At 52.6% G+C, this 12,462-nt stretch carries 14 protein-coding genes and 1 other annotated feature; of the genes, 1 reads left to right on the forward strand and 13 read right to left on the reverse strand.

Annotated elements, in window-relative coordinates:
* Nucleotides 1-115: 115 nt before the first annotated feature.
* The 9 genes from hisIE to hisL all read right to left on the reverse strand — a co-directional run bounded on the left by hisIE (nucleotide 116) and on the right by hisL (nucleotide 7,398).
* Nucleotides 116-727, reverse strand: a complete 612-nt coding sequence (gene hisIE / locus AC0IXH_RS02475; RefSeq protein ID WP_013202932.1) for a bifunctional phosphoribosyl-AMP cyclohydrolase/phosphoribosyl-ATP diphosphatase HisIE — start codon at nucleotides 725-727, stop codon at nucleotides 116-118.
* On the reverse strand, nucleotides 721-1,497 hold the full coding sequence (gene hisF / locus AC0IXH_RS02480; protein WP_041692061.1) for an imidazole glycerol phosphate synthase subunit HisF: 777 nt from the start codon (nucleotides 1,495-1,497) through the stop codon (nucleotides 721-723). Before hisF ends, hisIE begins: the two co-directional genes overlap by 7 nt.
* Nucleotides 1,479-2,216, reverse strand: coding sequence for a 1-(5-phosphoribosyl)-5-[(5-phosphoribosylamino)methylideneamino]imidazole-4-carboxamide isomerase (hisA, locus tag AC0IXH_RS02485; protein WP_206403977.1), 738 nt, complete (start codon nucleotides 2,214-2,216; stop codon nucleotides 1,479-1,481). The genes hisF and hisA overlap by 19 nt, the downstream gene beginning before the upstream one ends.
* Before the next feature lie 5 nt (nucleotides 2,217-2,221).
* Nucleotides 2,222-2,812 (reverse strand): imidazole glycerol phosphate synthase subunit HisH, encoded by a 591-nt coding sequence (gene hisH / locus AC0IXH_RS02490; RefSeq protein WP_013202929.1) that lies wholly within the window; start codon nucleotides 2,810-2,812, stop codon nucleotides 2,222-2,224.
* Complete coding sequence (hisB, locus tag AC0IXH_RS02495; RefSeq protein WP_053142118.1) at nucleotides 2,812-3,879, reverse strand: bifunctional histidinol-phosphatase/imidazoleglycerol-phosphate dehydratase HisB; 1,068 nt, start codon at nucleotides 3,877-3,879, stop codon at nucleotides 2,812-2,814. Before hisB ends, hisH begins: the two co-directional genes overlap by 1 nt.
* On the reverse strand, nucleotides 3,876-4,967 hold the full coding sequence (gene hisC / locus AC0IXH_RS02500; protein ID WP_134824546.1) for a histidinol-phosphate transaminase: 1,092 nt from the start codon (nucleotides 4,965-4,967) through the stop codon (nucleotides 3,876-3,878). The genes hisB and hisC overlap by 4 nt, the downstream gene beginning before the upstream one ends.
* On the reverse strand, nucleotides 4,964-6,271 hold the full coding sequence (gene hisD, locus AC0IXH_RS02505) for a histidinol dehydrogenase (RefSeq protein ID WP_471719883.1): 1,308 nt from the start codon (nucleotides 6,269-6,271) through the stop codon (nucleotides 4,964-4,966). Before hisD ends, hisC begins: the two co-directional genes overlap by 4 nt.
* 3 nt (nucleotides 6,272-6,274) lie before the next feature.
* Nucleotides 6,275-7,174, reverse strand: coding sequence for an ATP phosphoribosyltransferase (hisG, locus tag AC0IXH_RS02510; RefSeq protein WP_013202925.1), 900 nt, complete (start codon nucleotides 7,172-7,174; stop codon nucleotides 6,275-6,277).
* Between the two features lie 78 nt (nucleotides 7,175-7,252).
* Nucleotides 7,253-7,375: a sequence feature (His leader region), on the reverse strand.
* A complete protein-coding gene (gene hisL / locus AC0IXH_RS02515) occupies nucleotides 7,351-7,398 on the reverse strand; it encodes a his operon leader peptide (protein WP_100396937.1) in 48 nt (15 codons plus the stop codon). Its footprint overlaps the feature before it by 25 nt.
* Nucleotides 7,399-7,577: 179 nt before the next feature.
* Between hisL and AC0IXH_RS02520 the strand changes: the two genes are divergently transcribed.
* Nucleotides 7,578-8,405 (forward strand): SDR family oxidoreductase, encoded by an 828-nt coding sequence (locus AC0IXH_RS02520; protein WP_471719884.1) that lies wholly within the window; start codon nucleotides 7,578-7,580, stop codon nucleotides 8,403-8,405.
* 116 nt (nucleotides 8,406-8,521) lie between these two features.
* Here AC0IXH_RS02520 and AC0IXH_RS02525 read toward each other — a convergent pair whose 3' ends face one another.
* From AC0IXH_RS02525 to AC0IXH_RS02540, 4 genes are all read right to left on the reverse strand, one after another.
* Nucleotides 8,522-9,799 (reverse strand): DUF6056 family protein, encoded by a 1,278-nt coding sequence (locus AC0IXH_RS02525; RefSeq protein WP_471719885.1) that lies wholly within the window; start codon nucleotides 9,797-9,799, stop codon nucleotides 8,522-8,524.
* Nucleotides 9,792-10,721: a glycosyltransferase family 2 protein gene (locus AC0IXH_RS02530; RefSeq protein WP_346594130.1), complete on the reverse strand. Its 930-nt coding sequence runs from the start codon at nucleotides 10,719-10,721 to the stop codon at nucleotides 9,792-9,794. The genes AC0IXH_RS02525 and AC0IXH_RS02530 overlap by 8 nt, the downstream gene beginning before the upstream one ends.
* The gene (locus AC0IXH_RS02535) at nucleotides 10,718-11,077 is read right to left on the reverse strand and encodes a GtrA family protein (RefSeq protein WP_346594131.1); all 360 of its coding nucleotides are present in this window, start codon (nucleotides 11,075-11,077) and stop codon (nucleotides 10,718-10,720) included. Before AC0IXH_RS02535 ends, AC0IXH_RS02530 begins: the two co-directional genes overlap by 4 nt.
* A 107-nt stretch (nucleotides 11,078-11,184) precedes the next feature.
* Entirely contained in the window at nucleotides 11,185-12,462 is a 1,278-nt protein-coding gene (locus AC0IXH_RS02540; RefSeq protein WP_346594133.1) for an NAD(P)/FAD-dependent oxidoreductase, read from the reverse strand.

Below are 12,462 nucleotides of genomic sequence, written 5' to 3' on the forward strand. Positions count from 1 at the left end.
TTATTACATCTCAATAACTTTACACAAGCATTCAGAGTAACTGCTGCTGCCGGTGGTGTGAATTTTTAATTATAAAAAAAAGCCGGTTTCCCGGCCTTAGCAACAGTGCTGAGAACTACTTGTGACGTTCACGCAGGTTGTTGATGATGGTGCTCAGATTCAAATCCTGATCCTGCAGAAGGACCAGCAGGTGATAGATTAAATCGGAGGCTTCGTTAGTCAGTTCATGGCGATCGTTAACGGTCGCCGCCAGTGCGGTTTCCACACCTTCCTCACCCACTTTCTGCGCGATACGCTTGGTGCCGCTGGCGTACAGGCTGGCGGTATAAGAGCTTTTTGGATCCGCGTGCTTACGTTCAGCCAGCAGTTGCTCCAACTGGTAGAGGAACGTCCAGTCAGGGGCGGCCGGAGAGAAGCAGCTCGAGGTACCCAGATGGCAGGTGGGGCCAATCGGGTTCGCCAGAATCAGCAAGGTGTCGTTATCACAATCCGGTGTGATGCTGACCACGTTGAGGAAGTTTTCAGAGGTCTCGCCTTTGGTCCACAGACGCTGTTTGGTGCGCGACCACAGGGTCACTTTGCCAATTTCCAGCGTCTTAGCCAGCGCTTCCTGATTCATGTAGCCATGCATCAGCACTTCACCCGACACCGCGTGTTGGACGATGGCCGGCATCATGCCGTCAGTTTTTACCCAATCTAGCTGGGCCAGCTGTTGTTCTGTTAACACGCGCGGATCTCCACACCTTTTTCAATCAGGAACGCTTTCAGTTCCCCGATATTAATAATCTGCTTATGGAAGACGGAAGCGGCCAGCGCACCGTCGACATCGGCATCCCGGAAGGCTTCGTGGAAGTGTTCCATGGTGCCCGCGCCGCCAGAGGCAATCAGCGGCACCTTGCAAACCTCACGCATCTTCTGCAGTTGGATCAGGTCGTAGCCGTTGCGCACGCCGTCCTGATTCATCATATTCAGCACGATTTCGCCCGCGCCACGCTTCTGCACTTCCTGCACCCAGTCCAGCGTTTCCCAGGTGGTAACCTTGGTACGGCTTTCATCGCCGGTATATTGATTGACGTGATACTTGCCGGTTTCGCTGTCGTACCAGGTATCAATGCCAACCACGATGCACTGCACGCCAAACCGGTCGGCAAGGCGGGTGATCAGCTCGGGATCGGCCAGCGCCGGCGAGTTGATTGAAATCTTATCGGCACCAAATGACAGGATCTGGGCGGCATCTTCCGCCGACTTGATCCCGCCCGCGACGCAGAAGGGGATATCGATCACTTCAGCCACGCGGGAAACCCAGCTTTTATCGACGACGCGGCCATCTGACGAGGCAGTGATATCGTAAAACACCAGTTCATCCGCGCCTTCCTGGGCATAACGTTGGGCCAGTGGCACGATGTCGCCAATAATTTCGTGATTACGGAACTGTACGCCTTTCACTACCTGACCGTCGCGGACGTCCAGACAGGGTATTATCCTTTTTGCCAGCATGAGATTGCCTCCGCAACGGTGAATTTACCTTCCAACAGGGCGCGACCGACGATCACGCCTTTTGCACCGCAGCCGTTCAGCGCCGCAACGTCATCCAGCGAACCAATGCCACCCGAGGACTGGAAGGCGATGGTTGGGAAGCGGGCGGACACTTCGCGATACAGCTCAACATTGGAGCCGCTGAGCGTGCCATCGCGGGAGATATCGGTGCACAGCACATGTTTCAGGCCGACCGGCAGAAACTGCTCAATCACTTCTTCCAGCGTCACGCCGGCGGCTTCCTGCCAGCCGCTGATCGCCACTTCCTTGCGGTTGTTGGCATCAATACGTACGTCCAGTGCCAGCACAATGGCATCCGGGCCGTACTGCTTAAACCAGCTTTTCACTTCTTCAGGATCTTTTACCGCCGTTGATCCGACCACCACGCGGGTGGCACCGGCGTTCAGCAGCGCTTCCACATCGTCACGGGTGCGGATACCGCCACCCACCTGCACCGGCACATTAACGCCTGCGAGCAACGTGGTCAGCAGCGGGATCTGGCGCGCCGCCGGATCTTTGGCACCGGTTAAATCCACCAGGTGCAGCACTTCCGCGCCCTGAGCTTCATAATCCTGTAAACGTGGCAGCGGATCGCTGCCGTAATCACGCTGCTGACCATAGTCGCCCTGATGCAGACGGACCACTTTGCCTTCTATTAAATCTAACGCGGGGATAATCATGCCCGTTACATCTCCAGGAAGTTTTTCAGCAGCTGCGCGCCAGCGGCACCGGAACGCTCCGGGTGGAACTGCACGCCGAAGAAGTTATCTTTCTGCACCGCAGCGGTAAAGGCTTCACCGTAGCTGCATTGGGCGATGGTGTACTCGTTTACCGGCATGGCATAGCTGTGCACGAAGTAGAAGTAGGATCCATCAGGAATGCCGCGGAACAGGTGATTACCCGCCTGTGAGGTGATCTGGTTCCAGCCCATATGCGGCAGCGGGAGACCCAGGTCGACCATCTTCAAAACCGGTTGCTCGATGATGCCGAGGGTTTTCACGCCGCCGCTTTCATCGCTTTCAGAACCCAATAGCTGCATGCCAAGACAGATGCCCAACACCGGTTGAGTACAGGCTTTGATCAGCTGAATAAGCTCACGCTCGCGCAGCTGATCCATCGCCGCCTGCGCGGTACCCACGCCCGGCAGCAGCAGTTTATCTGCCTGTAACACCGTATCCGCATCGCGGCTCACGATCGGATCGTAGCCCAGACGTTGCACGGCCCACTTTACCGATGAGAGGTTGGCGCAGCCTGTATCCAGGATCACCACGTTCATTACAGCACTCCTTTCGAGCTGGGCAGCGTGTTGCCCTCAACGCGAATGGCCTGACGCAGCGTACGGCCAAAGGCTTTGAACAGGCTTTCAACGCGGTGATGGTCGTTTTTGCCTTTGGTTTTCAGGTGCAGGGTGCTCGCCATGGTGTAAGAGAGCGAGCTGAAGAAGTGTTCAACCATCTCGGTGCTCAGGTCGCCTACGCGCTGATAGCTGAACTCCGCTTTATATTCGAGGTGCGGGCGGCCGGAGATATCCAGCGCGCAGCGTGCCAGGCATTCGTCCATTGGCAGCACAAAGCCAAAGCGGCCGATGCCACGTTTGTCACCCAGCGCTTTCAGTAAGGCTTCGCCCAGCGCCAGGCCGGTGTCTTCCACGGTGTGGTGATCGTCGATATACAGGTCGCCCTTCACATCGATGTTCATACGGAAACCGCCGTGGGTAGCAATCTGATCGAGCATATGGTCAAAGAAGCCGACGCCGGTGTTGAACTTGCTGTTGCCTTCTCGATCCAGCCAGACTTCAACGCTGATCTGCGTTTCTTTGGTATTACGCTTCACCAGCGCATGACGATCGCGTTTGGTCAGCTGCTGCTCAATCGCCAGCCAGTTAAGGTCGTTGCGCGAGTAGAGCAGGCCGGTAATGCCCATGTTGCTTGCCAGCTGCACGTCCGTCGCGCGGTCACCAATCACGTAGCTGTTGGCGGTATCCAGCACGCCAGCGGCCAGCCAGGTTTCAACCATTTTGGTTTTCGGCTTGCGGCAGTCGCAGTTGTCAGCAGGCAGATGCGGGCAAATCAACACATCATCAAACTGCACGCCCTGTGAGGAAAGGATTTGCATCATCAGGTTGTGCGGGCCATCGAAATCAGCCTGCGGGAAGCTGTCGGTGCCCAGGCCATCCTGATTGGTGATCATCACCAGTTTAAAGCCGGCTTTCTGCAGTGACAGCAGCACCGGGATTACATCTGGCTCGAAGGCCAGCTTGTCCATGCGATCCACCTGGAAGTCGGTCGGCGGCTCGGAGATGATCGTGCCGTCACGATCGATAAAAAGGACTTTCTGGCTCATGCTTGCTCCCTGGTATCGGACGCGCCGGGTAAGGTTTTCAACGCCGAAATGGCGCGGTTACACTCTTCACGGGTGCCGACGGAGATGCGCAGGCATCCCGACAGCCCCGGCTGTTTGTTCTGGTCACGCAGAATAATGCCTTGATCCCAGAGCGTTTTAAAGACCTGGCTGGAGGCAGTAAAGCGCGCCAGAACGTAGTTTGTCTCGCTTGGGAACACCTGCTCAACGCAGTCACATTGCTGCAAGGCGGCGATCAGCTGTTCACGGGTGGCAACCAACTCGCTGACGTGGGATTTCATTATTGCAATGCCATGGTCGCTCAGTGCCTGGGCTGCAATGTCGGCAACCGGGGTGGAGAGAGGATAGGGTGCGATAACCTTCATCAACAGGGCAATCACCTCAGCATTCGCCAGAGTGAAGCCACAGCGCAATCCTGCCAGCGCAAAGGCTTTCGACAGCGTCCGCAGGATCACCAGATGGGGATAGGCTTGCAGCCAGCCGGTCAACGACGCCTGCGGGCAGAATTCGATGTAAGCTTCATCCGCGACCACCAGTGCTTTGCCACGCGTCATTTCCAGTAGCTGACGAATATCATCAGGATTAACCAGATTACCGGTCGGGTTGTTCGGGCTACAAATGTAAACCAGCTTCACGCCATCCAGCTGCTCAGCAATGGCTGGCAGGTTCAGTTGCCAACCCTCACCGGCTTCCACGGTGCGATATTCCACGCCGATGGTTTCAGCGCTGACGCTGTACATGCCATAAGTCGGTGGGCAGAACAGCACCGCATCTTTACCCGGCTCGCAGAAGGCGCGGATCAGCAGTTCGATACCCTCATCGGCACCCCGGCTAACCAGAACCTGCTCTTTGGTCAGACCGGCGTAAGCGGCATAACGCTCAATCACCAGCGCAGGCTGACATTCCGGGTAGCGGTTCAGGGTTTGCTGCGACAGCTCAAAGGGCACGGCCAGCGGATATTCATTGGCGTTCAGCCAGACATCACCGTTGCCACCCAGACGGCGGGCAGACTGATAAGGCGTGAGGGCGCGGACGTTAGCCCTCGCCAACTCTTCAATCTTAGTGCTCATGGCTTCTCCTTAAGCGCGGCAACGCGCAGGGTGACGGCATTTTTGTGTGCGGTGAGCTGTTCGGCGGCTGCCAGAATCTCGATGGTCGGTGCGAGGTTCAAAAAGCCTTGCGGCGTCAGCTCCTGCACGGTCAAACGCTTCTGGAAATCCGCCAGACCGAGGCTTGAACAGGTTGCGGTATAACCGTAGGTCGGCAGCACGTGGTTGGTGCCGGACGCATAGTCGCCGGCAGATTCCGGTGACCAGTCACCGAGGAATACCGACCCAGCGCTGGTGATGCTGTCTACCCAATCACGCGCCTGACGCGTCTGGATAATCAGGTGCTCCGGCCCATAGCGGTTGCTGATTTCAATGCACTGCTGCAGATCCCTGGTGACAATCAGACGGCTGCTTTCCAGCGCCTTCCGTGCGGTTTCTGCGCGTGGCAATTCGGCCAGCTGAGTTTCTATCGCTGCAGCCACGTCTTTCGCCATCTGTAATGACGGCGTCAGTAAAATAACCTGAGAGTCCGGACCGTGTTCAGCCTGGGAAAGCAGGTCCGAAGCGACGAACGCCGGTGTCGCTTCCGCATCGGCAATGACCAGCACTTCAGAAGGTCCGGCGGGCATATCAATCGCGGCCCCATCAAGGCGCTGGCTGACCTGGCGCTTCGCCTCGGTCACATACGCGTTACCCGGTCCAAAAATCTTGTCGACTTTCGGCACCGATTCCGTGCCCAGCGCCAGCGCGGCAATTGCCTGCGCGCCGCCAACCTGGAACACTTCCTTCATACCACAGAGTTTGGCGGCATAGAGGATTTCGTCGGCAATCGGCGGCGGCGAACACAGCACCACGCGCTGGCATCCGGCGATGCGGGCCGGGGTGGCCAGCATCAATACGGTCGAGAACAGCGGGGCGGTGCCGCCCGGAATATACAGACCCACCGAGGCCACCGGACGGGTGATCTGCTGGCAGCGTACGCCCGGCTGCGTTTCGATATCAACCGGTGGCAAGGTTTGCGCCACGTGGAAGGTTTCAATGTTGCCTACGGCCGTGGCCATCGCCTGCTTTATGTCATCACCCAGACGGGCGGCGGCCGCGTCAATTTCCTCTGCGGTGACACGCAATGCATCAACCTGGGTCTTATCGAAAGCCGCGCTGTAGAAACGCAGTGCCGCATCGCCTTCCGCTTTAACCTTATCCAGGATGCCGCGCACGGTAAGGCTGATATTCTCTGATGCTGAAATCGCCGGGCGAGTCAGAAGCGCGCGTTGCTGCGCGTCATCACAAGTCTGCCAGTCGATGGGGGTCGCGAAGTTTGCCATCGGTTACTCCATCATCTTCTCAATTGGCAATACCAGAATGGAGCTGGCGCCCAGCGCTTTCAGCTTTTCCATCGTTTCCCAGAACAGGGTTTCGCTGCTGACCATATGCATCGCGACGCGGCTCTTATCGCCCGCCAGTGGCAGCACGGTAGGGCGCTCGGCACCCGGCAGCAGGGAGATAATGTCTTCCAGCTTTTCGCTTGGCGCGTGCAGCATGATGTATTTGGATTCGCGGGCCTGAATAACACCCTGGATACGGGTCATCAGTTTGTCGATCAGTTCCTGCTTGGCGCCTGGCATTTCGCCGTCACGCTGGATCAGACAGGCTTTAGAACGGTAAATCACTTCAACTTCACGCAGGCCGTTGGCTTCCAGCGTGGCGCCGGTAGACACCAGGTCACAAATGGCATCCGCCAGACCGGCACGAGGGGCCACTTCGACTGAACCATTCAGCAGGCAGGATTTAAACGCTACGCCCTGTTTGTCCAGATATTGCTTCAGCAGGTGCGGATAAGAGGTGGCGATACGGGAGTTTTGTAAACACTGCGGACCGGTATATTCATCATCAACGGACATCGCCAGTGACAGACGGCAACCGCCGAAATCCAGACGACGTAGGGTGAAATAACGCGGGTCTTCGCCCTGAGCACGACGGTTCAGCAGCTCTTCTTCCAGCACGTTCTCGCCAATGATACCAAGGTCAACCACGCCATCCATGACCAGGCCCGGAATATCGTCATCACGGACACGCAGAATATCGATAGGCATGTTCTCGGCGAAGGCAATCAGACGCTGCTGCTGCAGATTGATTTTGATGCCGCAGCGGGAGAGCAATTCGCGTGAATCATCGCTTAAACGGCCTGATTTCTGCATAGCTATGCGTAAACGGGTGTTATCTAACATCGGTACCTTTCCTTATTTCCTGTCTGCTTCGACCTGAGATTATTGGCAGTTCGTCCATCCTGGCCAGGGCATGGCCCAAAAAAAAAGCCCCTGGAAGGTGATCTTCCGGGGGCTTCTCTTGCGTTCTGCACCACTGGAAGATCCTACTCGTCTTCCAGCACACATCGCCTGAAAGACTAGTCAGGGTGATGGTGATGATGGTGGTTGAACTGAACGCGTGTCATAAAATTCTCTTGGATGAATGGATATTCATTTCGTGACAAATAACCTAACGCAGGAGATAGCGAGGCGCAACCCTTTTTTGTCAATGATGAAAGATTCTCTCATCATCTGTGCATTGTCACTGACACTCGGCTGGCGTAGGTTTAGGGTATTGAGCAGGCCTCACTACAGGAGTCAGAGGATGAAAAAAGTTGCCATTATTGGTCTGGGTTGGTTGGGGATGCCGTTGGGGCTGTCGCTCACAGCTCACGGCTGGCAGGTTACCGGCAGTAAAACCACGCTGGATGGGGTTGAAGCGGCGCGCATGTGCGGCATCGAGAGCTATTTGCTGGAGCTGACGCCCGAACTTATCTGCGATCCCGATGATTTAGACGCGCTGCTGAGCGTGGATGCGCTGGTGATCACCTTGCCAGCCAGTCGGACAGCTGAAGGCGGCGAGAACTATCTGTTAGCGGTGCAGCAAATTGTCGATAGCGCGCTGGCCCGATCGATTCCGCGAATCATTTTCACCAGCTCAACCTCTGTCTATGGCAGCGGTTCAGGGGTGATGAAAGAAAGTTCGCCGCTTGAGCCACAGACGGTGGCCGGTAAAACGCTGAAGGAGTTGGAGGACTGGCTGCACCATCTGCCGAATACCTCAGTCGATATCCTGCGTTTGTCCGGGCTGGTGGGGCCGCAACGTCATCCGGGCCGCTTCCTGGCTGGGAAAACCGATTTGACCGATGGTAGCCATGGCGTCAATCTGGTGCATCTTGAAGATGTGGTTGCAGCGATTTCGTTACTGCTGAAAACGCCGAAGGGCGGCCACATCTATAACCTGAGCGCGCCGAAGCATCCTGCCCGTAACGTGTTCTATCCCGCCGTGGCAAGGCAGCTTGGCTTGACGCCACCGACGTTTATTCAGGAGCCGGGTGAAGACAAAGGCAAGATCATCGACGGCAGCAAGATTAGCAGCGAGCTAGGGTTCGAGTATAGCTATCCGGATCCGGCGAAGATGCCTTTAAAATAAGTTAACTCTTATTTTAATTGTTGAATTGGAGCGTTGGATTCTACTATGGGGATAAAACTGTCAGCCGAAATTTATTTTGGCATGACAGTTCTATCAGGATTTAATGCTCACTCATTTCACTTGGTTATATTACAGTCATAATAATTACGGCTCGAAGTTACCTGGTTGTAATACCATTCATCACGATTATTTATGTATCGGTAACCATGATCATCCATGATCAATTTAATTTTATATCCATTATTACATTTTTCAGTACCTAAGGCATTAATAATTCCTATTTCCCTTTCTGCCATTTTATTCCCATAGGAAGAGTAAATATGGAAAGTATAAATCCCAAAGCATGTTGATATAAGCAAGATTAAGGTGAGCAGGTTTTTAATCTTGAATTCAATAAGTGCGATGGTGCATGCATAGCAGATAATTGAAAACATTACGCACCAAGCAAAGAGAAAACTACGTGCTTCGGTATAGGGAGATGCTAACATTGAACCCACAACTAATACAGATGCAATGATGAGTGCAATATGGTATTTTGAAATTAATTTCAATCTTGATAGATAGATTAAAGAAATAATGGATAGCGCTAATAATAAAGATGAAGTATCAAAGAAAGTTGACACAATATCTTTGAATCTTTCAGTGTAATGAATTATTGGGTTGCTATTGAATTGAATTGTATTAGCATAATAATTTCTTCGGATTGATGTAGAGTGTGCCGTGATTAAACATAACCATCCTCCAAGTAAAAACATGATAGGTAAGTAATTTATTATATTCTTTCTTTTTTCCCAAACGCATAAAGTAAGAAATGAAATAGCAACAGAGAACGGGACGTTTTCGAAACTCATACCAGCTAAAAAACAGACTATGAGATAAGCTATGTATAGTTTACGATTTTTTTTCATTTCCTCAATGCTATGTCTTTTAGCATAGGGAATTGCGACAATCATAATCAATAACATAGTTTGCAAATATTCTGAATTGGCTGTTTTCCAGAAAAAAACTTCCATTCCTGGCCATATAAGAAAAGTTAGGCTGGCAGCAACTAAAGACACTTGTTTCCACTTATTTTCATCTTTTTTGCTACTTAGCATAGCAATGCAAATTGAGAATAAAATAAATGAACAGCTGTATATGAAAATAGAGATCCATTTTGGTAAACTTAATTCGAAAATGGCAATCTGCTCTCCTAATCTTGCATTCCACGTAGCCATCTGTGAGCTCGACTTGTTGACTGCATATGAAAGTCTCTCAAAAATGCCTTCGGTATGAAATAACCTAGTTAAGCCATAGTCCTCACCCGCCATTGGGGCAACCAAAACGACAGAAACATAGATTACAAAAGAAACAAGTGCAAATATCTGTAATTCTCTTTTAACAAGACTATTCATGTTTGGTGATCTTTTTCTTTAAAATAAAACGAGGTCTCTGTTTGGTTTCAACATATATTCTACCAATATATTCACCAAGGACACCAATACCAATAAGCTGAATCCCGCCAAGAAATAGGATTGAAACCAATATCGAAGGATAGCCAGCCACAGGATTCCCCCAAATGATTTTATCCAAGATCATCCAACCGCCGTACAGGAACGATAAGCCAGCCACGAACAAGCCAAGATAAGTCCAGACCCTGAGGGGGAAGGTTGAGAAAGAAGTAATCCCTTCAAGTGCCAGGTTCCATAACTTCCAGCCATTGAATTTGCTGTCACCAGCCACACGGCTAGCGCGGACATACTCTACAACCGCAGTCTGTCCGCCAACCCAGCTAAGAATACCCTTCATAAAGAGATTCCTTTCCTGAAGTAGTTTGATATTTTCAACCACTTCGCGCGACATCAGTCGGAAGTCACCGACATTTTCCTCAATTTTTGGCGAGCTGATTTTGTTGTGCAACTTGTAAAACCATTCTGCGGTTTTACGCTTTATGTGGCCGTCCGAACTTCTGTCAATTCTTTTTGCCAGCACAATCTCTGCGCCAATCTGCCACTTATCAATTAGCGCAGGGATCACCTCAATGGGATCTTGCAGATCGACATCAATTGGAATGATGGCATCGCCCGTTGCGGCTTCAAGCCCGGCAAATAATGCGGGTTCCTTACCAAAGTTGCGCGTAAAAGAGAGGTGTTTAACCAGTGGGTCACCAGACTCGATTTCAGCTAACACGGATTCCGTTCTGTCACGGCTTCCATCGTTAATGAAGACAATTTCAACTTCATATTGTTCTAAGGCCGCATAACCACGAACAGCCGAATAGAAGAAAGGAATGGCTTCCTCTTCATTAAACACTGGAACAATTAACGAAATTTTCATCTCTTACCCCTGAAGATGAACAGTTTTGAGTAGGCAAAGCCACAAATCAGACTGATTGCCGAGAATGCAATTAACGTAATAAGTGCAGGGATATGCATTTTATCTGCTGACCAGCCAATCGCACCCGCCATGGCCCCCATGAAAACAACATACAGAAGATAACGTGCAGTGGTAGCTTCTTGATTGAATGTCCACTTAGCATTTACGAAAAATGAGAAGGTGACTGCCACGCAAAAGGCGGTGAAATTAGACAGCGACTGACTTGAACCGTGAGCGTACAGCGCAGTGAATACGGCCCAGTGGATAAGGGTGTTTAGAACGCCAACCGAGGCGTATCTGGCAAATAGCTTAAGCATTAAGGCGCCCAAAAAACAAAGAGGCCGATCTTGCCACCACACTGGCCTCTTAGCAAGGGTATCAAACAGTATCTTAACCAGCGGACGGGCTCAGTTAATCGATGGTTTTAAACCCCCAACCGATCCCTCAGCGAGTACCAGGCCGCGCCAATCGCCGTTAGCGGCACGCGGAAGCGATGGCCGCCGGGGAAGGGCAGATGGGGGAGTTTGGCAAAGGCATCAAAGCGCTGTGGCTGGCCGCTTAGCGCTTCACTTACCAGTTTCCCAGCCAGATGCGTAAAGGTCACGCCATGTCCGCTGTCGCCCTGAATATAGAACACGCCGTTATCCAGACGACCGACCTGCGGCATGCGGGAAAGCGTCAGCAGGAAATTTCCGCTCCAGCGGTAATCAAACGTAATTCCCGCCAGTTGTGGAAAGGTCTTCAGTAACTTAGGCCGAATTAACGCATCAATATCTTCCGGTTCGCGCGCGCCATATACCACGCCGCCACCGTATAACAAACGGTTATCCGCAGTGAGTCGGTAGTAATCCAGCAGATAGTTACAGTCTTCCACGCAGCGATTATTGGGCAATAGCGCCAGCGCCTTGTCAGCGGAAAGGGGTTCGGTGGCCACAATCTGGGAACCGCAAGGAATGCTCAAACGCGTTAATCGGGGCTCAAGATGCGGAGCCAGGTAGGCATTGCCGGCGAAAATCACGAATTTTGCAGTGACATGGCCTTTAGCGGTTTTGACCTGATGGGGATTGCCGTAGTCCACCGAGATCACTTCGGACTCTTCATAAATGCGTCCGCCGTGATTCCGAATAGCTTCAGCTTCACCCAGTGCCAGATTCAGCGGATGAATATGGCCGCCGTTGTTATCCAGCAGACCACCGACGTAGCGCTCGCTGGCAATTTCACGGCGGATACCGGTTTCATCCAGCATCTGTAATGCATTATTACCGTACTGTTTCCAACGTTTGTGCTGATCCTGCAGATGGTGCAGCTGACGTTTATTCAACGCAGCGAATATTCCGCCCTGGCGATAGTCGCAGGCAATATCATAACGCTTGATGCGATCGCGGATCACGCTGGCGCCTTCAAACATCATGCTGCCCAGCAAGCGGGCACTCTCTTTGCCGTAGCGTTTTTCAATGACGTCCACGTCGCGGCTGTAAGAGTTCACTACCTGGCCGCCATTGCGCCCGCTGGCGCCAAATCCAACTTTAGCCGCTTCCAGCACCACCACGTCATAACCGGCCTCGGTGAGGAACAGGGCGGAAGACAGCCCGGTAAAGCCGCCGCCAATCACACAAACATCACACTGAATACTGTTTTCAAGCTGTGGCCAGGGAGCGTGAGGATTGGCCGTTGCGGCATAGTAACTCTTCACATGGTCCAT

It is taken from the genome of Erwinia sp. AC075, from assembly GCF_979253995.1.